Below are 22,861 nucleotides of genomic sequence, written 5' to 3' on the forward strand. Positions count from 1 at the left end.
GTGTGGCCCGGGTCGGGCGTGTTGTCCGGCGGGGGCGCCGTCGCCACGGGTCTCAGCCTTCGGTGGGCGTGGAGGTGAGCAGGCCGTCGTTGATCTCGCGCAGGGACACCGACAGCGGCTTCTCGTGGATCTCGGTCTCGACCAGCGGCCCCACGTACTCCAGCAGTCCTTCGGAGAGCTGGCTGTAGTACGCGTTGATCTGGCGCGCGCGCTTGGCGGCGTAGATCACGAGGGCGTACTTGGAGTCGGCGATCGCGAGCAGGTCGTCGATCGGCGGGTTGGTGATGCCTTCGGGGTTCGGGATGGTGCCGGACACAGGCAGGGTCTCGTTTCGTCGGAGTCGGTGGTGCGTGGCCGTCAGCGCGGGCCGGCGGCCTCGGTGGGAACGGTGGTCGTCCCGATGGTCGTGTCAGCGGCCCCCGCGTCGGGCACGGTGCCGCTACTCATCAATGATACGAGTTCGCGGGCCGCACGCCGAACCTCGTCGTTGACGACGGTGACGTCGAACTCGTCCGCGGCGGCCAGTTCGACCTTGGCGGTGGCGAGCCGGCGGGTGCGTTCCTCCTCGCCCTCGGTGCCCCGGCCGACCAACCGGCGCTCGAGTTCCTCCCAGCTCGGCGGGGCGAGGAAGACGAACAGCGCGTCGGGCATCGACTGGCGGACCTGACGGGCGCCGGAGAGGTCGATCTCGAGCAGGACCGGCGATCCGGCGGCGAGCCGCTTCGTGACCGCGGCCCGTGGAGTGCCGTACCAGTGCCGCCCGTGGACGACGGCGTACTCGAGGAACTCACCGCGCGAGACCATCGCGGAGAAGGTGTCGGCGTCGAGGAAGTGGTAGTGCTCGCCGTCGACCTCGCCGGGGCGCGGTGGCCGCGTGGTCGCCGAGACCGAGAGCCACACCTCGGGGTGGTGCTCACGGATGTACGAACTCACCGCGCCCTTGCCGACCGCCGTGGGACCGGCGAGGACGACGAGGCGACGCGGTGAGGCCGTCGGGTGCTGCGGCTGCGGTCTCACTCGGTGCCGAAGCGCTCCAGCAGTGCGGCGATCTGGTTCGCGCCCAGGCCACGCACGCGGCGGGTCTCGGAGATACCGACCTCGTCCATGATCTGACGTGCGCGGACCCGGCCGACGCCGGGCATGGACTCCAGCAGGGAGGAGACCTTCATCTTGCCGACGACGTCGTCCTTCTTGCCGTCGGCGATGACCTTCTTGAGGCTCGTGTCGCCGGTCTTGAGGGCGTTCTTGATCGAGGCCCGCTGGCGACGAGCCACAGCAGCCTTCTCGAGAGCCTCGGCGCGCTGCTCGGGTGTCAGCTGGGGAAGTGCCACGTTGTCTCCTCGGCGCGAAAAGTGAATCGATCGGTGTGATGGGCTTCAGTTCCCGGTCATGCGTCGGTCTGAGTCCAGTCAGGGTCGAACCTAGCCAAATGTGGCCGGAAAGTGCAACGAAACGCCCGTACGACCTGCCGAGATCCGCGGACGGTCGTGATCTCAGTCGGTGACCGTGCCTGCGTCCGAGCCTCGGCCCGAGGCCTCTTCGCGGGCGATGGCCCGGTGATGCCGGATGACCTCCTCGACGAGGAATCCGAGGAACTTCTCGGCGAAGTCCGGGTCGAGGTCGGCATGACCGGCGAGGGTGCGTAGGCGGGCGATCTGGAGGGCCTCACGCTCGGGATCGGCGGGCGGGAGGCCGTGTCGCGCCTTGAGCCGCCCGACCCGTTGGGTGTGGTTGAACCGCTCGGCCAGCAGGTGGATGAGGGCCGCGTCGATGTTGTCGATGCTGCGCCGGATCTCCAGGAGTTCCTCCGGCACCGAGGCGGCGGGGGACTCGCCGGGGTTGTTCGGGGCGGCCGGGGAGGACTGCGGCTGCTCGGGGCGCTCGGTCACGGCGCGTCTCCTCCGGTCGACAGGGTCGTGCGCAGGTCTGCGGCCACGTCCCGGGCCCGCTCACGCAGACTCGCGACGTCGGGGCCGGCCCCGAGCACGTCGCGGCTGCTCGAGGCGAGCACGTTGCCCAGGGCCGCGCCGAAGACCTCGCGCAGGTCCTCGGCGGTGGCCCCCTGAGCCCCGATGCCGGGCGCCAGCAACGGCGCGTCGGCGGCGGCGAGGTCGAGACCGAGGTCGGCGACCGCCGACCCGATGGTGGCGCCGACGACCATGCCGACGCTGCCCAACCGGCCGGCCCGCGCGGCCTCCGCGTTGTCGGCGGTGACGCCCGCGACCACCGATCCGGCCACCGATTCGGCGCCGAGCCGGGCGTGTTGCACGCTCGCGCCCTCCGGGTTGGACGTGAGCGCGAGCACGAAGACGCCCCGCCCCTGTTCAGCCGCGAGGTCGAGCACCGGGCGCAGCGAGCCGTAACCGAGGTAGGGGCTGACGGTGATCGCGTCGGCCCGCAGCGGGGCGGTGGCGCCCAGGTAGGCCTGGGCGTAGCCGCCCATCGTCGAGCCGATGTCGCCGCGCTTGACGTCGAGGAGGGTGAGCGTGCCGACCTCACGCAGGTCGGCCAGGGTGCGTTCGAGGATCGCGACGCCCGCGGAGCCGAACCGCTCGAAGAACGCCGACTGCGGCTTGACACAGGCGACCTCACCGGCGAACGCCTCGACGCAAATCCTCGAGAACGCGTCCAGTCCTTCGATGTCGTCGGGCAGTCCCCAGGCGCTCAGGAGGGCGGCGTGGGGGTCGATGCCCGCGCAGAGCGGGCCGTGGGCGTCCATCGCCTCCCTCAGGCGCTCACCGAAGGGGCGGTCGGGCGGGGAGGGCAGCTGATCGGAGGTGCTCACGGCCACAGACCTTACCGTCGCCCACCGACCGCGGACACGCCTCGCCGGGCCGGTCTCCATCCTTCGATGGACGCCGGACCCATCGTCCGCGCGATGTGCCGGTGGCGCCCCGGCCGGTCCACTGGAGGTCATGGTCGCGCGACCCGCGGCCACCACTGCCGGAAGGACCCCCGATGAGCTCGAGTTCGACACTGCCGCGCCACATCTCGCGATCGGCTGAGGCACACCCCGATCCCCGGCCCGGGGCGCCGGACCCTCGCGTCCCGCGTCTGCCGGCCGCCATCACCGGCCGCCGTGGCGCGTGGGTCACCGCGCTGCTCGCCCTCGCCGTCCTCGGCGCTCTCATCGGGGCGTTCCGTTCCGCGGAGAGTCCCGCGGCGCTCTCCTCGGTGCCGACCGACAGCGAGTCGGCCGTCGTCGCAGGGTTGCTCGCCGACCACTTCCCCGCGGCCGACGAGGCGCCCGCGCTCGTGCTCGCGCTCCGGCACGACGGGGCCGTGCTCACCGACGCCGACCGCACCGCTGTCGAGGGTGCCACGCGCCAGGCCGCGGCGGCGCTCGGCGTCGAGCCCGGTCGCGCGTTCGTCTCGGAGGACGGGCGTGCCGCGATGACCCCGCTGCCGATCTCGCCGGGCGCGACCGAGGAGCTGCGCCCTCAGATCGAGGCCGTCCGTGCGGCGCTCGGCACCGCCCCGCTGCCCGGTCTGGACACCTACGTCACCGGCGGCCCCGCGTTCGGTGTCGACATCGCCGCCGCGTTCGACGGTGCCGACCTGCGGCTGCTCGCGACGACGATCGCCATCGTCGCCGTGCTCCTGCTGCTCACCTACCGCTCCCCCGTGCTGTGGATGGTGCCGCTCATCGTCATCGGCCTCGCCGACCGCGCCGTGGCCGCCCTCACCGCGCAGATGAGTGCGACGTGGGGTTTCGCCTTCGACGCGGGCATCGTCAGCGTCCTGGTCTTCGGCGCCGGCACCAACTACGCGCTGCTGCTCGTCTCCCGCTACCGCGAGGAGCTGCGCCGCCACGACGACCATCGGCGGGCCCTCGCCCTCGCCTGGCGCAAGGCCGCGCCGGCCATCGTCGCGAGCAACCTCACCGTCGTCCTCGCGCTGCTCACCCTGCTGCTCGCCACGTCGCCGGGCACCTTCGGTCTGGCGCTGCCGACCGCGGTGGGCCTGCTCATCGCCCTGGCCGCCTCCCTCACGCTGCTCCCGGCGCTGCTCGCGATCGCCGGGCGGGGGATCTTCTGGCCGTTCGTGCCACGCCCCGGACAGGAGGTCACCCGTACGTCGCTGCTCGCGCGCCTGGCCACCGGCGTCACGGCCCGCCCAGTCGTCGTCGTGGCCGTCTCGGTCGTCGTCCTCGGCATCCTCGCGGCCGGCATGATCGGCACCCGCGTCGGCCTGACCCAGACCGAGCGCTTCACGGTCGCCTCGGAGTCCGCCGAGGGTCTGGAGGTGCTCTCGGCCCACTTCCCACCCGGTGAGGTGTCGCCGTTGACGATCCTCGCGAACGCCGGTGCCGCCGAGGCGGTCAGGGAGGCGGCCGCCGCGGTTCCGGGAGTCACCCGCGTCACCCCGGTGGGTGAGCAGGACGCGCTCGTGCGCCTCCGGGTCCCCCTCGATGCCCTTCCGGGCAGCCCGGCGGCCCTCGAGACCGTCCGGAACCTCCGGGCCGCCGTGCACGCCGTGCCCGGATCGGACGCCCGCGTCGGCGGCGCCGTCGCCGAGGACGTCGACGCCCTGGACGCCTCGTGGCGGGACTTCGGCGTCATCGCCCCCTCATCCTCGGGGTCGTGTTCCTCGTCCTCGTGGCCCTGCTGCGTGCCCTCGTCGCCCCGGCCGTGCTGCTGTCGGCGACCGTCGCGAGTTCGGCGGCCGCGATCGGCGCGGGCATCCGGGTCGGCGAGTGGTTCTTCGGGTTCCCCGCCATCGACGCCCTCGTGCCGCTGCTGGCCTTCCTCTTCCTCGTCGCGCTCGGCGTCGACTACACGATGTTCCTCGCCCACCGCACCCTGGAGGAGTCCCGCGCGAGGGGGACGCGGCGGGCGGTCGTCGCGGCGATCTCTTCGACGGGGGTCGTCATCACCAGCGCGGGTCTCGTGCTGGCGGCCGTGTTCGCGGCGCTCGGGGTGCTGCCGCTCGTCGTCCTCGGTCAGCTCGGCCTCATCGTCGGTCTCGGCGTGCTCATCGACACGTTCTTCGTGCGCACCGTGGTCGTGCCCGCCCTGTTCGCGCTCCTCGGCGACCGCATGTGGGCCGGTCTCGGCCGCGCGGGGCACGGGCAGGTGCGGCGCGAGGCGTGAGCGAGGCCGACAATGGGGGATGTCGACCCCCACCGTGCCCGCCCTGGAGGTGAGCGCCGCGCGGTACCTCGAGATCGGGCAACACCTGCTGTTCGGCGTGTTGCTCACGCTCGGGGCGGTGCGCACAGTGCACGTGGGATCGCTGGACGCCGGGCAACAGACGGCCGTCTTCGTGGCGGCGGCGCTCACCGCCGCCTGGTACGTGGCGGGCGCGCTGGTCGGCCGACTGCGCGCGCCCGGTGCGGCCCGGCTCGGGTGGTTCGCCGTCCTGCTCGCCTGCTGGATCGGGCTGCTCATGCTCTCCCCCGACTTCTCGTGGGTCGCGTTCGCGCTGTTCCTCATGAGCATCCACCTGCTGCCCGGTCGGTCGGCCCTGGTCCTCATCACCGCGCTGTCCTGCGTGGTCGTCGGCGTTCACGTGCACGCGGGAGTCGGCAACCTCTTCGGTCAGGTGGCCGGGCCGGTCGTCGGCGCGATCGTCGCGGCCGGTACCGGTCTGCTCTACCGCCGCATCCTCGCCGAGAGCGAACAGCGCCGGCGTCTGGTCGCCGAACTCCTCGCCGCCCAGGACGATCTCGTCGTCGTCCACGACGAACTCGCCTCCACCCAGCGGGAGGCGGGCGTCCACGCCGAGCGCGCACGTCTGGCCCGTGACATCCACGACACCCTCGCCCAGGGGTTCTCGGCCATCGTGCTCCTCTCCCGCGCCGGTCTCGCGGCCGAGAAGGACAGCGCCGAGAAGGACAGCCCCGTGCTCACTCAGATCGAGAGCACGGCGCTCGAACACCTCGAGGAGGCGCGACGCGTCGTGCACGCGCTCACCCCGGCGAGTCTGGAGTCCGCGCCGTTGCCCGCGGCGCTGGCCCGGCTGGTGGCACGTCTGGAGGAGCAGACGGGCATCTCGGCCTCGCTGGATGCCCTCGACGTCGGCTCGCTGCCCACGGCGCACGAGGTGGCGTTGCTGCGGATCGCGCAGAGTGCGCTCGCCAACGTGCGCCTGCACTCCGGCGCAGCGCGCGTGGGAGTGACGCTGACGCGGTCCGTCGATCGGGTGACGCTCGAGGTGGTCGACGACGGCCGGGGGTTCGACCCCGACGCCCCGCGGACCGCGCCGCTCGGCGGCACCGGGTTCGGGCTGCGCGTGATGCGGGAACGTCTCGCCGGGCTCGGTGGCACCCTGGGTGTGGAGTCCACTCCCGGGGAGGGCACCGTCCTCACCGCGACCATCCCCCTGGCCGACGCGAAGGACCGCCCGTGACCGAGCCGCTGACGGTGCTCATCGTCGACGACCACCCGGTCGTCCGCGCGGGGCTGCGCACCCTCCTGACGGCCTCGGGGCGCATCGAGGTGGCCGGCGAGGCCGAGACCGGGGAGCGCGCGCTGGCGCTGCTGGGCTCGCTGGAGGTCGACGTCGTCCTCATGGACCTACAGATGGGTGCGGGCATGGACGGGGTCGCAGCGACGGAGCGGATCCGCTCGGCGGACGGCCCACCGGTGCTCATCCTCACGACCTACGACACCGACGCCGACATCCTGCGCGCCGTCGAGGCGGGCGCTGCCGGGTACCTGCTCAAGGACGCGCCCCCGGACGACCTGCTCGGCGCCGTCGAGGCCGCCGCCCGCGGTGAGACGGCGCTCGCGCCGCGTGTCGCCCAGCGGCTCATCACCCGGATGCGCAGCCCCCGCCCCCAGCTCACCGACCGGGAGGTCGCCGTGCTCGGTGCCGTGGGCCGCGGCCTGACCAACCGCGCCGTGGCCCGCGAGTTGTGTATCTCCGAGGCCACGGTCAAGACCCACCTCGTCCACGTCTTCGAGAAACTCGGCGTCGACTCACGCACCGGAGCCGTCGCCGCGGCCCGCGAGGCCGGGCTCCTGCGCTGAGACCCGCGTCGGAGGACACGGGCGGGTCAGCCGTGGGCCGCGCCGACGATCTCGCGTGCCGAGTCGATACCCCGCTCGTGCAGGGCGAGGGCCAGCTCGTCGCGCACGCGCAGGGGCGCGCTCGGGTCGTGGAAGGTCACGGTACCCACCTGGACGGCGCTCGCGCCCGCGGCCAGGAACTCCAGGGCGTCCTCACCCGAGCCGATGCCACCGACACCGATGATCGGCGCGGTCGGGATCGCGCCGGCCAGCATCGCCGCGCGCAACTGCCACACGGCGCGGACGGCCACTGGCCGGATCGCCGGGCCGGACAGACCGCCGGTGATGCCGCCCAGATGCGGGCGCATGGCCCGGGTGTCGATGCGGATGCCGAGCAGGGTGTTGATCGCCGTGAGTCCCTGGGCCCCTGAATCCAGCGCGGCTCGGGCGATGCCGACGATGTCGGTGACATCGGCGGTCAGTTTGGCGAAGGCAGGCCACTGCGAGGGCAGTTCGGCGACCACCGCCGAGACGACCTGCGCCGAGGACGCCGGGTCACAACTGAACACCAAGCCGCGGTTGGCCACGTTCGGGCAGGAGATGTTGACCTCCACCCCCGCCACCGCCCCGGCCGCGTCACTATCACGCAGGACGCGCGCCACGTGGGCGAACTCCTCCGCGTCGTGCCCGGCGATGGAGACGATCACCTTCGCCCCGCGTTCGGCCAGCCACGGCAGGTCCTGCGCGCAGAACGCCTCGATCCCGGGCCCCTGCAGGCCGATCGAGTTGAGCATCCCGCTCGCGGTCTCCGCCATCCGCGGGGTGCCGCGGCCCGACCGGGGCTGCGCCATGACTGTCTTGGTCACGAACGCACCCAGCTCGGACACGTCGAAGAACCGGTCCAGCTCACGACCGTTCGCCGCACATCCCGAGGCGGTCATCACCGGGTTGGGCAGCGCCGATCCCGCGAGATCGACTCCGAGGTCGACTGCGGCCCTGGCCTTCTCGAGCAACTCCGCCCGTGAGTGGTCGCCACTGTCCGGCGACGCACCCGGCGAGCTCGCCTCGGCGCTCCCGGCGGACCCCGAGGAGTCCTCAGGCACCCCGGCGTCGCCCTTCTTCTCACCCTTCAACCAGTCGAACATCAGCGCTCACCCTCCACCGTGTCGTCGCCCTCGGCGCCCGCGACCTCGGAGCTCGTCACCCCGGCCGTCTCCGGCGGGCGCCCCACGGCGCTGTCGGCGAGATCCTCCCGACCCGCCGGCTCCATCGCCTCGCGGTCCAGGCCCTCGGCCCCCTCGACCGGGGTGGACGGGACGGCAGGAACGGGCGCGCCCAGGCAGTCGTCGGGGACGACCGAGCGGCCCCCGGCGATCGAGTCCCACCGCAGACGGTCGCCGCGGAACACCGGTCCCTCCACACACGAACGGACCATCCGGGTCACCCCGTCATTGCCCACCACCGGCAGCACACACGTCATGCAGACCCCGACACCGCAGGCCATCGACTCCTCGACGGCGAGCTGACTGACCACACCCGCCTGGCCGCAGATCCCCGCCACCGACTCGAGCATGGCCATCGGTCCGCACGCGTACACGACGCCGGCCTCGGTCCGCGTGAGCAGGTCGGGCAGCACGTCGCTGACCCACCCCTTCGTACCCAGCGAGCCGTCGTCGGTCGTGATGGTGACGCCGTCGGCGTACCGGTCGCCCTTGTAGGCGCCGAACAGCTTGTCCTTCGTCGCCGCACCCAGCACGAGCTCGACGCGGCATCCGCGGTCCCGCAGCGTCATCGCCAGGGAGAACAGCGCCGCGCTGCCGTACCCGCCCCCGACCAGCACGCACGACACCTTCTCGCGCGGGATCGGGAACGCCCGCCCCAGCGGCCCGACGAGGTCGACGACATCGCCCACCTCACGCGACGTCAGCCACTCGGTGCCCGGGGCGTGCGGGGCGATGACGAGGTCGAGGATGTCCTCCTCGCCCTCCTCGGTCGCCGGGCTCGCCGCATGGATGGAGAAGCTGCGGCGCAGGAGCAGCGCCGAGGTCGGGCCGCCGACGGTGAGTGCCACGAACTGACCCGGCTTGGCGAGCGCCGGAACTCCGGGGGCCGCGAAGGTCATGTACCGGTAGGCGCCCTCGGTGCGGGTCGCGACCACACGCGCCTGCACCTGCCGGACTCCCGGCTCGCCCCGCTCACGGACCGCGGTCGGGTTCTCGCTCATGACCTCTCCATTTCACCGGTGGCCCCGTCGCCTCCGGACTCGCTGCCCGCGTGACGCAGTCGCGCGGCGTGCTCCTGCAGCGAGGCGACCCGCAGGTCGCCACGCAGGAGCGATTCGATGCCGTGCACCGCGGCGCCGAGCTGCTGGACCGTCGTGATGATCGGCCTGTCCATGCTCGTCGTCGCCGTGCGGATCGTGTATCCGTCCCGTCGCGCGTCGCCCGTGCCGGGCGTGTTGACGACCATGTCGACCCGGCCGTCGAGGATCTGCTGGACGATGGTGGGATCACCGTCCGGGCCCGGCCCGTCGGAGTGCTTGCGCACGATCGTCGAGGAGATCCCGTTGCGCTGCAAGACTTCTGCCGTTCCCTGCGTGGCGAGGATCTCGAATCCCAACTCCGCCAGACGCATGACGGGAAAGATCATGGCCCGCTTGTCGCGGTTGGCCATCGAGACGAAGATTCGCCCCGAGGTGGGCAACCCCCACAGGCTGCCCATCTGGGTCTTGGCGAACGCCGCGCCGTAGTCGGTGTCGATGCCCATGACCTCACCCGTGGACCGCATCTCGGGCCCGAGGACGGAGTCGACCACCTCACCGGTCGCGGTGCGGAACCGCTTGAACGGCAGGATCGCCTCCTTGACCGACACGGGGGCGTCCACCGGCAGGAGTCCCCCATCGCCGGTGGCGGGCAGCAAGCCCTCCCGGCGCAGGTCGGCGATGGTGGCTCCGAGCATGACCCGGGCCGCGGCCTTGGCCAGCGGAACCCCGGTCGCCTTGGCGACGAACGGCACCGTCCGCGAGGCGCGCGGGTTGGCCTCGAGCACGTAGAGCACGTCACCGGTGAGGGCGAACTGCACGTTCATGAGGCCGTGGACGCCGAGCCCCGCGGCCAGTGCCCGGGAGGACTCGCGCACGCGCTCCAGTTCGCCCCGCCCGAGGGTGACCGGCGGGATGACGCACGCCGAGTCACCGGAATGGATCCCGGCCTCCTCGATGTGCTCCATGATGCCGCCGAGGTACATGTCGTGGCCGTCGAACAACACATCGACGTCGATCTCGACGGCGTCGTCGAGGAACCGGTCGATGAGCACCGGGTGCTGGGTCTCGCCGTGGGTCAGAGTGGTGGCGCCTCGGATGTACCGGGTGAGCGTCTCGTCGTCGTAGACGATCTCCATGCCGCGGCCGCCGAGCACGTAACTCGGACGCACGAGCACGGGATAGCCGATGCCGTGGGCGATCTGCACGGCCTCCTCGACGTCGAAGGCGACGCCGTGGCGCGGTGCGGGCAGCCCGGCCTCGGCGAGGATGCGCCCGAAGTGGCCGCGGTCCTCGGCGAGGTCGATGGCCTCGGGGCTCGTGCCGACGATCGGCACCCCCTCGGCCTTGAGCGCCGCCGCGAGCCCGAGCGGGGTCTGGCCACCGAGCTGCACGATGACGCCCGCCACCGGGCCGGCGGCCTGCTCGGCGTGGACGACCTCGAGCACGTCCTCGAGGGTGAGGGGCTCGAAGTACAGCCGGGAGCTCGTGTCGTAGTCGGTCGAGACGGTCTCGGGGTTGCAGTTGACCATCACGGTGTCGAATCCGGCGTCGCGCAACGCGAAGCTGGCGTGCACGCAGGAGTAGTCGAACTCGACGCCCTGACCGATGCGGTTGGGGCCCGAGCCGAGGATGATGACGGCCGGTTTGGTGCGCGCCCCCACCTCCGTCTCGGAGTCGTAGGAGGAGTAGTGGTAGGGGGTCGTGGCCGCGAACTCCGCCGCGCACGTGTCGACCGTCTTGTAGACCGGCCGGATGCCCAGGGCGTGCCGCACGCCGCGGACCACGGCCTCGGTCATGCCCGTCAGTTCGGCGATCTGCGCGTCGGAGAATCCATGCCGCTTGGCCAGGGCCAGGACCTCGGGGCTGAGGGCGCGGGTGTCGCCGACCACGGTCCGCAGGTGGTCGGCGAGGTCGTTGAGCAACTGGATCTGGTCGAGGAACCACGGGTCGATGCCGGTGGCGCCGTGGACCTCCTCGACGGTGCACCCGCCCCACAGCGCCTGCTGCACGAGCACCAGACGTCCGTCGGTGGGGGTGACGGCCTCCTGGAGCAACGCCCGGGCCTGCTCGGAGTTCGGCCGGGCGTCGGCGCGCCAGTGGAACGAGCTGCCCTTCTTCTCCACCGACCGCAGCGCCTTCTGCAGCGCCTCGGTGAAGTTGCGCCCGATCGCCATGGCCTCACCGACCGACTTCATCGTCGTCGTCAGCGTCGGGTCGGCGGCCGGGAACTTCTCGAACGCGAACCGCGGCACCTTGACCACGACGTAGTCCAGCGTCGGCTCGAAGCTGGCAGGCGTGACCTGGGTTATATCGTTGTCGACCTCGTCCAGCGTGTAGCCGATGGCCATCTTGGCGGCGATCTTGGCGATCGGGAAGCCCGTGGCCTTCGAGGCCAGCGCCGAGGACCGGGAGACGCGCGGGTTCATCTCGATGACGATGACGCGTCCGTCGGTCGGGTTGACGGCGAACTGGATGTTGCAGCCGCCCGTGTCGACGCCGACCTCGCGGATGACCGCGATGCCGATGTCGCGCAGCCGCTGGTACTCGCGGTCGGTGAGGGTGAGCGCCGGTGCGACCGTGATGGAGTCGCCGGTGTGCACGCCCATCGGGTCGAGGTTCTCGATCGAGCACACGACCACGACGTTGTCGGCGTGGTCGCGCATGACCTCGAGCTCGTACTCCTTCCACCCGAGGATCGACTCCTCCAGGAGCACCTCGTTGGTCGGGGAGTCGTGCAGACCCGAACCCGCGTAGCGCTGCAGGTCCTCGGGGGTGTGGGCGAAGCCGGAGCCGAGCCCGCCCATGGTGAAGCTGGGCCGCACCACCATCGGATACCCGAGGTCCTCGGCCCCGGCCCAGACCTCGTCCATCGTGTGGCAGACCACGCTGCGCGCCGACTCGGCACCGCAGCGCTGGACGACGCCCTTGAACGCCTCGCGGTTCTCGCCGAGTTCGATGGCCTCGACGTTGGCACCGATCAACGGGCAGCCGTACTTCTCGAGGATCCCGTTCTCGTGCAACGCGATCGCCGCGTTGAGTGCCGTCTGGCCACCGAGGGTCGCGAGGACCGCGTCGGGACGCTCCTTCGCGATGATCTTCTCGAGCACCCGCGGCTCGATCGGCTCCACATAGGTGGCGTCGGCGATCTCGGGGTCGGTCATGATCGTGGCCGGGTTGGAGTTGACCAGGACGACCCGCAGGCCCTCCTGCTTGAGCACCCGGCACGCCTGGGTGCCGGAGTAGTCGAACTCGGCCGCCTGACCGATGACGATGGGTCCTGATCCGATGACCAGCACCGACCGGAGGTCGTCTCTCTTCGGCATCAGGCGTCCTTCCCTGCCGAGGTCCGGGCCGCGGCGAGCATCTCCACGAACCGGTCGAACAAGTACTCGCTGTCGTGGGGGCCGGCGGCGGCCTCTGGGTGGTACTGCACCGAGAAGGCCGGGCGGTCGAGCAGCCGCAGCCCCTCGACGACGTTGTCGTTGAGACAGATGTGGCTGACCTCGACCCGCCCGAACTCGGTGTCGATCGGGGTCAACTCTTCGTTGGGCCAGTCGACGGCGAACCCGTGGTTCTGGGAGGTGATCTCGACCCGCCCGGTGGCCCGGTCGAGCACCGGCTGGTTGATGCCCCGATGCCCGTACTTGAGCTTGTAGGTGCCGAGTCCGAGGGCCCGGCCGAGGAGCTGGTTGCCGAAGCAGATGCCGAAGAACGGCAGCCCCGCCTCGAGGACCTCCCGCAGCAGGCCCACCTCCGCGTCGGCCGTGGCCGGATCACCGGGGCCGTTGCTGAAGAACACCCCGTCGGCGCCCGTGGCACGGATGTCGGCCAGGGTCGAGGAGATCGGCAGCACGTGCACGTCGATGCCGCGGTGGGCCAGCAGCCGGGGCGTGTTCGCCTTGATGCCGAGGTCGACGGCGGCCACGGTGAACCGCCGATCCCCTTCGGCCGCAACGACGTACGGCTCGCGCGTCGTCACGTCGGCGGCGAGTGCGGCCCCGGCCATGGGCGCCGAGGCCCGCACCCGATCCAGCAGCACGTCCTGCGGCTCGCCCGCCGCGAGCCCGGAGAAGATCCCGACCCGCATCGCGCCGGACTCCCGCAGGTGCCGGGTCAGCGCGCGCGTGTCGATGTCGCTGATACCGACGACGCCCTGCTCGCGCAGGTCGTCCTCCAGGGTGCGGCGGCTGCGCCAGTTCGAGGGACGCAGCGCGGGATCGCGGACGACGTACCCGCTGACCCAGATACGGGCCGACTCCCCGTCCTCGTCGTTGACACCGGTGTTGCCGATGTGCGGGGCCGTCATGACGACGACCTGCCGGTGGAAGCTCGGGTCGGTGAGCGTCTCCTGATAGCCGCTCATACCCGTGGAGAAGACCGCCTCGCCGACGGTCTCACCCACCGCGCCGTACGCGGAGCCGGCGAACACCCGGCCGTCCTCGAGCACGAGGACGGCCGGGGGCCGCGAGAACAGGGAGTTCGGACCCATGCGGTCAGGCCTCCTCGGCCAGGTCGGTGACGCGACCCTCCAGGTACGTCGGACGGCCCCGCAGGACCGTGGCGACGACCCGTCCGGTGAGCTCGCGCCCGTGCCAGGGGTTGTTGCGGGAGAGCGACTCGGTCTGCTCACGGTCGATCACGACCGTGGCGGCCGGGTCGACCAGGGCGATGTTGGCCGGTTCGCCGGCGGCGACGGGACGGCCGTGACCGGCCAACCCGGCCAGCTTCGCCGGGCGGACCGACATCGACTCCGCCACGTCACGCCAGGTCATGCGGCCGGGGGCGACGAGGTGGGTGGACACCACCGACAGGGCCGTCTCCAGCCCCAACATCCCGAACGTCGCGATCTCGAAGTCGTGCTGCTTGTCGTGCAGTCCGTGCGGTGCGTGGTCGGTGCCGATGACGTCGATGGTGCCGTCGGCGACACCCGCGCGCAGGGCTTCGACGTCCTCCATCGCGCGCAGCGGCGGGTTGACCTTGTACACGCTGTCGTAGCTCTCGAGCAGTTCGACGGTGAGCGCGAGGTGGTGAGGCGTGGCCTCGGCCGTCACCTCCACGCCCTGGCTCTTGCCCCAGCGGATCAGCTCGACCGAGCCGGCCGTCGACACGTGGCAGACGTGCAGGCGCGACCTCGCCGCCTTGGCGAGCATGATGTCGCGGGCGATGATCGACTCCTCGGCCGCCGCGGGCCAGGCCGGCAGCCCGAGCAGGCCCGAGTACGGGCCCTCGTGGCAGCAGGCGGTGTGCGGCGCGAGGCGCGGGTCCTGGGCGTGCTGGGCGACGACGCCGCCGAACGCGCTCACGTACTCCAGCGCCCGGCGCATGAGCACCGGGTCGTGGACGCACTTGCCGTCGTCGCTGAACATCGACACCCGGGCGCGGCTGCGGTGCATGAGCCCGAGCTCGGCGAGTTCCTCACCGGCCAGACCCTTGGTGACGGCGCCGACGGGGAAGACGTCGACGTGCGGGGCCCGCCGGCCCTTGTCGTGGATCCATTCCGCGGCAGTGGCGGTGTCGGTCACCGGAGTCGTGTTGGCCATGGCCATGACCGCGGTGTACCCACCGACCGCTGCGGCGCGGGCACCGGAGGCGATGGTCTCGGTGTCCTCACGTCCGGGCTCACGCAGGTGGGTGTGCGGGTCGACGAATCCGGGCAGGGCCACGAGTCCGTCGGCGTCGATGCGGCGGACGTCGTCCGGCGCGGACAGGCCCGTTCCGATCTCGCTGACGACGCCGTCGCGCACGAGGATGTCGGCCCGGCCCTCGCCCAGGATGTCGGCTCCGGTGATCAGCAGGTTCGAGTCGTTGCTCACTTGGTCTCCTCCTCGCGAGTCGCGAGCGCTCGCCGTGCGGCCGTGGATGTCGGGGCGCCGAACAGGCGCAGGCGCGCGCTCACCGCTCCCCCTCACCGGAGAACACGTGGAACAGGACCGACATGCGGATGCTCACACCGGCGTTGACCTGCTCGAGGATGAGGCTGCGGGCGTGGTCAGCGGCCTCGGGGCTGATCTCCAGGCCACGGTTCATCGGGCCGGGGTGGCAGATGACCGCGTGCTCGGGCAGCCGGGCGACACGCTCGCGCGTCAGGCCCCAGCCGGCGACGTAGTCGTTCTCGGAGGGGAAGAACCCGCCGCTCATGCGCTCGCGCTGGACGCGCAGCATCATGAGGGAGTCGACGGTGGGCAGGACCTCGTCGAGGTCGTGGGTGATGCGCACCCCGTCGTCGACGACGGGCCACTCCCGCACGCCCTGCGGCATGAGGGTCGGCGGGGCCACGAGCGTGACGGTCGCACCGAGCGTGCGCAGGCACGTGAGGTTGCTGCGGACCACGCGGGAGTGGAACAGGTCACCGACGATGGCGACGTGCTTGCCCTCGAGGTCACCGAGGCGCTTGCGCATGGCGTAGGCGTCGAGCAGGGCCTGGGTGGGGTGGCCGTGCATCCCGTCGCCGGCGTTGATGACCGGCAGGCCGGTCCACTCCATCGCCCGCTGCGGGGCGCCGGATCCCTTGTGGCGGATGACGAACCCGTCGACGCCCATCGCGGCGATCGTCAGGACCGTGTCGCGCAGGGACTCGCCCTTGGAGGTCGAGGAGCCCTTGCCGGAGAACGCCATCGTGTCGGCCGAGAGGCGCTTGGCCGCGAGGTCGAAGCTCATCTTGGTGCGGGTGGAGTCCTCGAAGAACGCGTTGACGATCGTGATGCCGCGCAGCGCCGGGATCTTCTTGACCTCGCGCTGCCCGACGGCCTCCATCTCGACGGCGGTGTCGAGCAGCGTGGTGATCTGCTCCCGGTCGAGGTGATCGATACCGAGGAGGTGGGGGATCTGCATCAGCGATCCCCTCCGGAGATGTCGACCTGGTCGACGCCGTCGGTCTCGGCAAGGCTCACGTGGACTCGCTCCCGGCTGGAGGTGGGCAGGTTCTTGCCGACGTGGTCGGCGCGGATGGGCAGGTCGCGGTGTCCGCGGTCCACGAGGACCGCCAGGCGCACGGCGCGCGGGCGTCCGATGTCGCCGATGGCGTCGAGGGCGGCGCGGATCGTGCGGCCGGAGTAGAGCACGTCGTCGGCGAGGACGACGACCTTGTCGTCGATGCCCTCGGCCGGGATCGTCGTCGGCTCCATGCGGCGGGTGGGGTTGCGACGCAGGTCGTCGCGGTAGAACGTGACGTCGAGGGTGCCGACGGGGATCTCCCGCCCCTCGACCTCGCCCATGAGGGCCGCCAGGCGGCGGCCGACGTGGACGCCGCGCGTGGGGATGCCCAGGACGACGAGGTCGTCGGCCCCCTTGTTGCCCTCGATGATCTCGTGCGCCATGCGGCGCATGGCCCGGGCGATCTCGTCGCCGCCGAGCACGGTGCGCATGTCGCGCGGGGCTTCGGTGGCGGGCTTCGAGGTGCTCGAGGTGGTGTCGGTGCCCGTGGCGCTCGTGGCGGAGCGGGCTGTCGATTCCGAGGAGGGGGCGTCGCCGATCGACGACTCAGCCCCCTTCTGAGATGGGTTCTGTGCTGAGTCGGGTCGCGTCATGGCGCGCCTGACCTCCTTCCCCGCCTCACAGGACGGTGGTTAAAGGATGTCGAACGCCCGCAGCCTACCGCCTCCTCCGCCATGCTCCCGACCGCCCCTCCCCGGCAGCGCGTCGACGCGGAGGCGCCTAGGCTGGCGGCGACCGCACGAGATTCATGATCCGGCTCACACCACCACCGGCTCTCATCAGCACTGCGACAAGCACAGGAGCAGACATGACCCAGCGCGTCGTCATCGTCGGAGCGGGGTTCGCGGGCCAGCACGCCCACACCGAACTCGCCCGTGCCGGGTACGAGGTGACCCTCGTCGACCGCCACCCCTACGCGACGTTCCAGCCGTTGCTGTACCAGGTCGCCACCGGCGGCCTGAACCCCGGCGACATCGCCTATCCCCTGCGCCGGTTCGTCTCGGCGGGCAAAGGTCACCGCGCCAAGTTCCGCCGGGCGATGGTCACGGGCATCGACACCGAGAACAAGCTGGTCGAGACCAACCGCGGCGCACCGCTGCCGTACGACAAGCTCATCCTCGCCCAGGGCGCCGGGCCCAACTTCTTCGGCATCCCCGGCGCGCAGGAGCACGCCCGCACGATCTACTCCCGCGCCGAGGCCCTGCAGGTGCGCGACCTCATCTTCTCCGGGCTCGAGCAGTTGACGACGGGCGGGCCGGAGCGTCGGTACACGGTCCTCGTCGTCGGTGGCGGCGCGACCGGCGTCGAGATGGCGGGCACGCTGGCCGAGCTCAAGTCCGAGGCGATCCCCGTGGTCTACCCCGAGCTCAGCCAGGACAGCCTGCGGGTGGTCCTCGCCGAGATGGCCGACACTCTGCTCGCCCCGTTCGCGACCCGGCTGCAGCGGTACACCCTGCACGAGCTGCGCAAACGCGGGGTCGACGTGCGGCTCAAGACCGCCGTGGCGGAGGTCCGCGCCGACTCGGTCGACTTCGCCGACGGCTCCTCCCTCGACGTGGATCTCGTCATCTGGGCCTCCGGTGTGGGCGCCCACCCCGAGGTGTCGGAGTGGGGCATGCCGCTGGGACGCGGTGGGCGTGTCGAGGTCGAGCCGAACCTGCAGGTCAAGGGCCTGCCGGATGTGTTCGCGGTCGGTGACTGCGCGATCGAGCCCGACAGCCCGCTGCCGCAGCTCGCCCAGCCCGCCATGCAGATGGGCACCCACGCCGCCCGCGAGATCGTCGCGGCGGACTCCGGGCTCGGGCCGACGGCGTTCGCCTACGACGACAAGGGGACGATGGCCACGATCGGGCGCAACTCCGCCGTCGTGCAGTTCCCGGGCGGACGCACCGTGACGGGCTTCCCCGCCTGGGCCCTGTGGGTCGGGGTGCACCTGGCCACGCTCCTCGGCGGACGCAACCGGATCCAGGCCATGGTCAACACGGCGGCTCGCTACTTCGCGTGGCCCAGGTCGGCCACCACGATCGTCGGCGACGTCGTCACCGACGAACCGACCCGGCCCGACCCCGACAGCGGTCGCCCGACTCCCCCGGTCCAGAACGAGTGACGCGGTGAGGCGGGGGCACCGTCCGTGGCGCCCCCGCCTCACCTGCGCATCCGCGGCCCGTCCTCAGAGACCGACAGCGCTGCGCACGTCGGCCTTGAGCCGATCGAGGCGCTCGGCGGCCTCGTCGTGCGGCACGGCTGCGTCGGCGTCGACCGGCAGGACGACCTCGAGGTAGCACTTGAGCTTGGGCTCGGTGCCGGAGGGGCGCACGATGACCCGGTCGTCGGCCTGTGTGCGGAACAGCATCCCCTCCGTGGGGGCGAGACCGGCGTACCCCGCCGACAGGTCCGCGGTCTCGACGACCTCCGACCCGGCCAGCAACGACGGGGGCGCGTCACGCAGCCGCTGCATCGCGTCGCTGATGAGGGTGAGGTCGGCCACCCGGAACGACAGCGGCGCCGTGGCGTGCAGACCGTGGCGACGTGCGAGATCGTCGAGGGCGTCCACCAGGGTCCGCCCGGCCGCCTTGAGGTCGGCCACGAGCCGGGCCGAGCGCACGGCGGCGGTGATGCCGTCCTTGTCGCGCACCGCGACCGGATCGGTGCAGTAGCCGATGGCCTCCTCATACCCGAACCGCAGGTCGGGGGTCCGGGCGATCCACTTGAAGCCGGTCAGGGTCTGGGCGCTGCGCAGACCGTGCGCCTCCGCGATGCGCCCGAGCAGACGACCCGAGACGATCGAGCACGCCAGCGTGTCGCCCTCGCGGGTGGGGTCGGCTGCGGCCTGCTCACCGAGGAGGGCGCCGATCTCGTCGCCGCTGAGCTGCCGCCAGGTTCCGTCCCGCCCCGGGGTGCCCAGCGAGCAGCGGTCGGCGTCGGGGTCGAGCGCGATGACGACGTCGGCCTCCACCTCACGGGCGAGATCGAGGGCCAGGTCGATGGCCCCGGGCTCCTCGGGGTTGGGAAAGCTGACGGTCGGGAAGTCGGGGTCGGGCTCGGCCTGCTGGGCCACCACGTGCACGTCGGTGAAACCCGCCCGGCGCAGCGCCTCGACGGCGACCTCTCCCCCGACGCCGTGCATCGGGGTGAGGACGATCCGCACATCACGCGGCCCCTGGCCGGCGAGTGCGGCGGCCCGGCCGAGGTAGGACTCGAGCACCTCGGGGCCGAGGTGCTGAACGCGCACGTCGTCGCGGGCCACCTCGTCGGCCGGCGCCGCCGCGGCGATGCGCCCGGCGATCCCGGAGTCGGCCGGGGGCACGATCTGCACGCCGCACCCCTCGCCGGACGCCGCCCGACCACCGAGGTAGACCTTGTAGCCGTTGTCGGCCGGCGGGTTGTGCGAGGCGGTGACCTGCACACCGGCGTCCGCGTCGAGCGAGCGCACGGCGTAGGCGGTCACCGGGGTGGGCAGGCGCTCGGGGAGCACCATCGCGACACCGCCCGCGGCGGAGATCACCTGCGCCGCGTCACGCAGGAAGTCCGAGGAGCCGTGTCGGGCATCACATCCCAGCACCACCCGCGGCGCCTCGCCGACCGTGTCGGTCAGGTATCGGGCGAGCCCGGCGGTCGCGCGGATGACCACGGCGCGGTTCATGCGGGACTCCCCGCCCCCACCTCGCCACGCAGGCCGGCCGTGCCGAAGGCCAACGGCCCGACGAAGCGCGACGCGAGGTCGGCCTGCGCTCCTCATCGCCGCCCTCGGCGAGGTCGGTCAGCGTCGACAGTTCGGCGCGGGTCGTCTCGTCCGGGTCGTGCGCGGCCCACTCCCGGGCGGTGACGACGAGATCGGCGGACGTGGTGGTGGACATCGGAACTCCCTGCTGTCGTGGCTGACTCGGCTGCCCATGCGGTCGACGCTGTGGAGCTGCCGACGCCGGTCGGGCCGATGGACGGATCGAAGGGTGAGCGCCGCTCAGTCGGACAGGCCGTCGAGGACCGCACGCGACCCGGACAGGCCCAAGCGCGTGGCGCCGGCCTCGATCATCGCGAGGGCGGCCTCGGTCGTGCGGATGCCGCCGGAGGCCTTGACCCCGAGGCGGCCACCGACCGTCCTGGCCATCAACGCGACGGCCTCGACGCTCGCGCCACCGGCGGGGTGGAAGCCGGTGGAGGTCTTGACGAAGTCCGCCCCGGCGCGCTCGGCCGCCTCGCAGCAGGCGACGATCTCCTCCTCGGTCAGCGCGGCCGACTCGATGATGACCTTGAGCAGCACGGGACGCTCGACGCCCGCGCCGGACGGGCAGGCCTCGCGCACGGCCCGGATCTCGGCCTCGACCTCGTCGAACCGGCCCGTCTTGACGAGCGCCAGGTTGACGACCATGTCGACCTCGTCGACGCCGTCGCGCACCGAGCGGGCGGCCTCCGCGGCCTTGATCTCGGCGTGGTGGGCCCCCGAGGGGAAGCCGCACACCGTGGCCACCGCGACACCGGCCGGCACCTCCACCGGCAACTCGTTCGGCGACACACAGATCGAGAAAACGCCCAGTTCGCCTGCCTCACGGGCCAGTTCGGCGACCTGCTCGGGAGTCGACTCGGGCTTGAGCAGGGTGTGGTCGATGAGAGCGGCGACCTCGGAACGGGTGGGCACGATAGGACTCCTGTCGGTGGGGGAAGCGAGATCGGAAACCGGCCGGGGCGAGGAGAGGGGGTCGACCCCGGCCGGGGCAGGACGTGGGTGTCAGCCGATGCGGTCGAGTACGACGTCACCGCGGGCGCCGGTGCCCTCGGCCGCGTCGGGGCTGACGGTGTAGCCACCCTCGAGGAATTCCAGCGCGCGCTCGAACCGGTCGGGGGTGTCGGTGTGCAGGGTCATGAGCTTCTGCCCGGCGGTGACCCGCTCGCCGGGGTCGACGTGGATCTCGATGCCCGCGCCGGCCTGCACCGGGTCCTCCTTGCGGGCGCGGCCCGCCCCGAGGCGCCAGCTCGCCACGCCGACCGACAGCGCGTCGAGCTCGGTGAGCACGCCGTCGGACTCGGCGACGACGTCGTGACGCTCGCTCGCGGTCGGCAGCTCCGCGTCCGGGTCGCCGCCCTGGGCCGAGATCATGCGCTTCCACGCGTCCATGGCCCGACCGTCGGCGAGCGCGCCGTGCAGGTCGTCGTCGGTGACGTCCACCCCGGCGAGCGTCAGCATCTCCCTGGCGAGCGCCACGGTGAGGTCGACCACGTCGCGCGGGCCCCCACCGGCGAGGACCTCGACGGACTCGGCCACCTCCAAGGCGTTGCCGATCTTGCGACCCAGCGGCCGCGACATGTCGGTGAGGAGCGCGACCGTCTTCACGCCGGCGTCCTTGCCGAGATCGACCATCGTGCTCGCCAGCTCGCGGGCGGACTCCTCGGTCTTCATGAACGCCCCGGAGCCGACCTTGACGTCGAGGACGAGCGCGCCCGTGCCCTCGGCGATCTTCTTGCTCATGATCGAGCTGGCGATGAGGGGGATGCAGTCGACGGTGCTGGTGATGTCGCGCAGGGCGTAGAGCTTCTTGTCGGCGGGCGCGAGGCCCGAGCCTGCCGCGCAGATGACGGCTCCGACGTCCTCGAGGATCCGCATCATCTGCTCGTTGGAGATCGAGGCCTGCCACCCGGGGATGGCCTCCAGCTTGTCGAGCGTGCCGCCGGTGTGGCCCAGGCCCCGCCCGGACAACTGCGGCACGGCCACGCCGAAGCTCGCGACCAGCGGGGCGAGCGGCAGCGTGATCTTGTCGCCGACGCCGCCGGTGGAGTGCTTGTCGGTGGTGCGCTTGGACAGGGAGTCGAAGCTCATCCGCTCCCCGGAGGCGATCATCGCGGCGGTCCAGCGCGCGATCTCCTCGCGGTCCATGCCGTTGAGGAAGATGGCCATGGCCAGGGCCGACATCTGCTCGTCGGCCACGACGCCACGCGTGTAGGCGTCGATGACCCAGTCGATCTGGCCCTCGGACAGGCGCTCACGGTCGCGCTTGGTGCGAATCACGTCGACGGCATCGAAACTCTCGGCCACGGTCTGCTCCCTTGCGTTCGAGGTGGAGGCGCCTGGCGTCGACGGTCGCCCGTGGACCCGGCGCATGGCGCCCATCCTTGGATGGGCAAGAACTTTTGTCAAGGGTCTTGATGACAGATGTTCGGCAGTGGCATGCTGCCCGTCGTGGGGTCACGATTCCGTGCCCCTGAGCTTTCGACAAGGCCGTCGAGGAGATCGACGGGTCGAGGAGGACGACGACGATGACGACCCCACCCCCGGCATCCACGGCATCGCCGGCACCGCCGGACGACGCGCAGTTGCTGAGGCTCGCCCACGAGGCGGCAGACCGCGCGTACGTGCCCTACAGCCGGTTCCCCGTCGGCGCGGCGCTGCTCACCCGCAGCGGTCGGATCGTGCTCGGGTGCAACGTCGAGAACGCCAGCTACGGGTTGACGATCTGCGCCGAGCGCACCGGCGCCACCCGCATGATCGCCGAGTCCGGCGACGCGGACGACCGGCGCATCGTCAAGGTCGCGGTCGTCGGCACCAAGGCCTCCCCGTGCTTCCCGTGCGGGGCGTGCCGGCAGGTGCTGCACGAGTTCGGCTGCGAGGAGGTCGTCGTCGAGATCGACGGCGCGCCCCGCTCCTACCCCTTCGCCGAGATCCTCCCCCACGGCTTCGGGCCCGCGGACCTCGAGCCCACCACCGGATCGGAGGCCTGAG

19 protein-coding genes and 2 pseudogenes are annotated in these 22,861 nt (G+C 71.9%); 6 read left to right on the plus strand and 15 right to left on the minus strand.

Annotation, left to right across the window (positions count from 1 at the left end):
- Positions 1 to 52: 52 nt before the first annotated feature.
- The 5 genes from rpoZ to pyrF all read right to left on the minus strand — a co-directional run bounded on the left by rpoZ (position 53) and on the right by pyrF (position 2,785).
- Positions 53 to 316, minus strand: a complete 264-nt coding sequence (gene rpoZ / locus QQK49_RS09475; protein WP_284303696.1) for a DNA-directed RNA polymerase subunit omega — start codon at positions 314 to 316, stop codon at positions 53 to 55.
- Positions 317 to 357: 41 nt separating this feature from the next.
- On the minus strand, positions 358 to 1,017 hold the full coding sequence (gene gmk / locus QQK49_RS09480) for a guanylate kinase (protein ID WP_284303697.1): 660 nt from the start codon (positions 1,015 to 1,017) through the stop codon (positions 358 to 360).
- The gene (gene mihF, locus QQK49_RS09485) at positions 1,014 to 1,331 is read right to left on the minus strand and encodes an integration host factor, actinobacterial type (protein WP_284303698.1); all 318 of its coding nucleotides are present in this window, start codon (positions 1,329 to 1,331) and stop codon (positions 1,014 to 1,016) included. The genes gmk and mihF overlap by 4 nt, the downstream gene beginning before the upstream one ends.
- A gap of 162 nt (positions 1,332 to 1,493) precedes the next feature.
- Positions 1,494 to 1,889: a chorismate mutase gene (locus QQK49_RS09490; RefSeq protein ID WP_431310526.1), complete on the minus strand. Its 396-nt coding sequence runs from the start codon at positions 1,887 to 1,889 to the stop codon at positions 1,494 to 1,496.
- Positions 1,886 to 2,785: an orotidine-5'-phosphate decarboxylase gene (pyrF, locus tag QQK49_RS09495; protein WP_284303699.1), complete on the minus strand. Its 900-nt coding sequence runs from the start codon at positions 2,783 to 2,785 to the stop codon at positions 1,886 to 1,888. Before pyrF ends, QQK49_RS09490 begins: the two co-directional genes overlap by 4 nt.
- 173 nt (positions 2,786 to 2,958) lie before the next feature.
- Here pyrF and QQK49_RS09500 point away from each other — a divergent pair.
- The 4 genes and pseudogenes from QQK49_RS09500 to QQK49_RS09515 all read left to right on the plus strand — a co-directional run.
- Positions 2,959 to 3,519: pseudogene (locus tag QQK49_RS09500) on the plus strand (hypothetical protein); the annotation flags it as partial.
- Positions 3,520 to 4,598: 1,079 nt separating this feature from the next.
- The gene (locus QQK49_RS09505) at positions 4,599 to 5,093 is read left to right on the plus strand and encodes an MMPL family transporter (protein ID WP_284305868.1); all 495 of its coding nucleotides are present in this window, start codon (positions 4,599 to 4,601) and stop codon (positions 5,091 to 5,093) included.
- A 340-nt stretch (positions 5,094 to 5,433) separates the two neighbouring features.
- Positions 5,434 to 6,351 carry a sensor histidine kinase gene (locus QQK49_RS09510; protein ID WP_284305869.1) on the plus strand — a complete coding sequence of 306 codons (918 nt, stop codon included), beginning with the start codon at positions 5,434 to 5,436 and terminating at the stop codon, positions 6,349 to 6,351.
- Positions 6,348 to 6,974, plus strand: a complete 627-nt coding sequence (locus QQK49_RS09515; RefSeq protein ID WP_284303700.1) for a response regulator — start codon at positions 6,348 to 6,350, stop codon at positions 6,972 to 6,974. Before QQK49_RS09510 ends, QQK49_RS09515 begins: the two co-directional genes overlap by 4 nt.
- Before the next feature lie 26 nt (positions 6,975 to 7,000).
- On the opposite strand, the gene QQK49_RS09520 is transcribed toward QQK49_RS09515, so the two are convergent.
- The 7 genes from QQK49_RS09520 to pyrR form a co-directional block, all read right to left on the minus strand.
- On the minus strand, positions 7,001 to 8,098 hold the full coding sequence (locus tag QQK49_RS09520) for a dihydroorotate dehydrogenase (protein ID WP_284303701.1): 1,098 nt from the start codon (positions 8,096 to 8,098) through the stop codon (positions 7,001 to 7,003).
- On the minus strand, positions 8,098 to 9,177 hold the full coding sequence (locus QQK49_RS09525) for a dihydroorotate dehydrogenase electron transfer subunit (RefSeq protein WP_284303702.1): 1,080 nt from the start codon (positions 9,175 to 9,177) through the stop codon (positions 8,098 to 8,100). The genes QQK49_RS09520 and QQK49_RS09525 overlap by 1 nt, the downstream gene beginning before the upstream one ends.
- Positions 9,174 to 12,539 carry a carbamoyl-phosphate synthase large subunit gene (carB, locus tag QQK49_RS09530; protein ID WP_284303703.1) on the minus strand — a complete coding sequence of 1,122 codons (3,366 nt, stop codon included), beginning with the start codon at positions 12,537 to 12,539 and terminating at the stop codon, positions 9,174 to 9,176. The genes QQK49_RS09525 and carB overlap by 4 nt, the downstream gene beginning before the upstream one ends.
- Positions 12,539 to 13,705 (minus strand): glutamine-hydrolyzing carbamoyl-phosphate synthase small subunit, encoded by a 1,167-nt coding sequence (carA, locus tag QQK49_RS09535; protein WP_284303704.1) that lies wholly within the window; start codon positions 13,703 to 13,705, stop codon positions 12,539 to 12,541. The genes carB and carA overlap by 1 nt, the downstream gene beginning before the upstream one ends.
- 4 nt (positions 13,706 to 13,709) lie before the next feature.
- The gene (locus tag QQK49_RS09540; RefSeq protein WP_284303705.1) at positions 13,710 to 15,029 is read right to left on the minus strand and encodes a dihydroorotase; all 1,320 of its coding nucleotides are present in this window, start codon (positions 15,027 to 15,029) and stop codon (positions 13,710 to 13,712) included.
- 79 nt (positions 15,030 to 15,108) lie between these two features.
- Positions 15,109 to 16,047, minus strand: coding sequence for an aspartate carbamoyltransferase catalytic subunit (locus QQK49_RS09545; protein WP_284303706.1), 939 nt, complete (start codon positions 16,045 to 16,047; stop codon positions 15,109 to 15,111).
- Positions 16,047 to 16,742: a bifunctional pyr operon transcriptional regulator/uracil phosphoribosyltransferase PyrR gene (gene pyrR / locus QQK49_RS09550; protein WP_284303707.1), complete on the minus strand. Its 696-nt coding sequence runs from the start codon at positions 16,740 to 16,742 to the stop codon at positions 16,047 to 16,049. Before pyrR ends, QQK49_RS09545 begins: the two co-directional genes overlap by 1 nt.
- Positions 16,743 to 16,957: 215 nt before the next feature.
- On the opposite strand from pyrR, the gene QQK49_RS09555 reads away from it, so the two are divergent.
- Positions 16,958 to 18,256, plus strand: coding sequence for an NAD(P)/FAD-dependent oxidoreductase (locus QQK49_RS09555; protein WP_284303708.1), 1,299 nt, complete (start codon positions 16,958 to 16,960; stop codon positions 18,254 to 18,256).
- 63 nt (positions 18,257 to 18,319) lie between these two features.
- Here the strand turns inward: QQK49_RS09555 and QQK49_RS09560 are convergent.
- The 3 genes and pseudogenes from QQK49_RS09560 to QQK49_RS09570 form a co-directional block, all read right to left on the minus strand.
- Positions 18,320 to 20,006 (minus strand): annotated as a pseudogene (locus QQK49_RS09560) (phospho-sugar mutase).
- Between the two features lie 104 nt (positions 20,007 to 20,110).
- A complete protein-coding gene (gene deoC / locus QQK49_RS09565; protein WP_284303709.1) occupies positions 20,111 to 20,785 on the minus strand; it encodes a deoxyribose-phosphate aldolase in 675 nt (224 codons plus the stop codon).
- Between the two features lie 90 nt (positions 20,786 to 20,875).
- Positions 20,876 to 22,177, minus strand: a complete 1,302-nt coding sequence (locus tag QQK49_RS09570; RefSeq protein ID WP_284303710.1) for a thymidine phosphorylase — start codon at positions 22,175 to 22,177, stop codon at positions 20,876 to 20,878.
- 221 nt (positions 22,178 to 22,398) lie between these two features.
- Between QQK49_RS09570 and QQK49_RS09575 the strand changes: the two genes are divergently transcribed.
- The gene (locus QQK49_RS09575; protein ID WP_284303711.1) at positions 22,399 to 22,860 is read left to right on the plus strand and encodes a cytidine deaminase; all 462 of its coding nucleotides are present in this window, start codon (positions 22,399 to 22,401) and stop codon (positions 22,858 to 22,860) included.
- Position 22,861: the final 1 nt, after the last annotated feature.

This window comes from Mobilicoccus caccae (assembly GCF_030161635.1).
In the GTDB taxonomy this organism is placed as follows: domain Bacteria; phylum Actinomycetota; class Actinomycetes; order Actinomycetales; family Dermatophilaceae; genus Mobilicoccus; species Mobilicoccus caccae.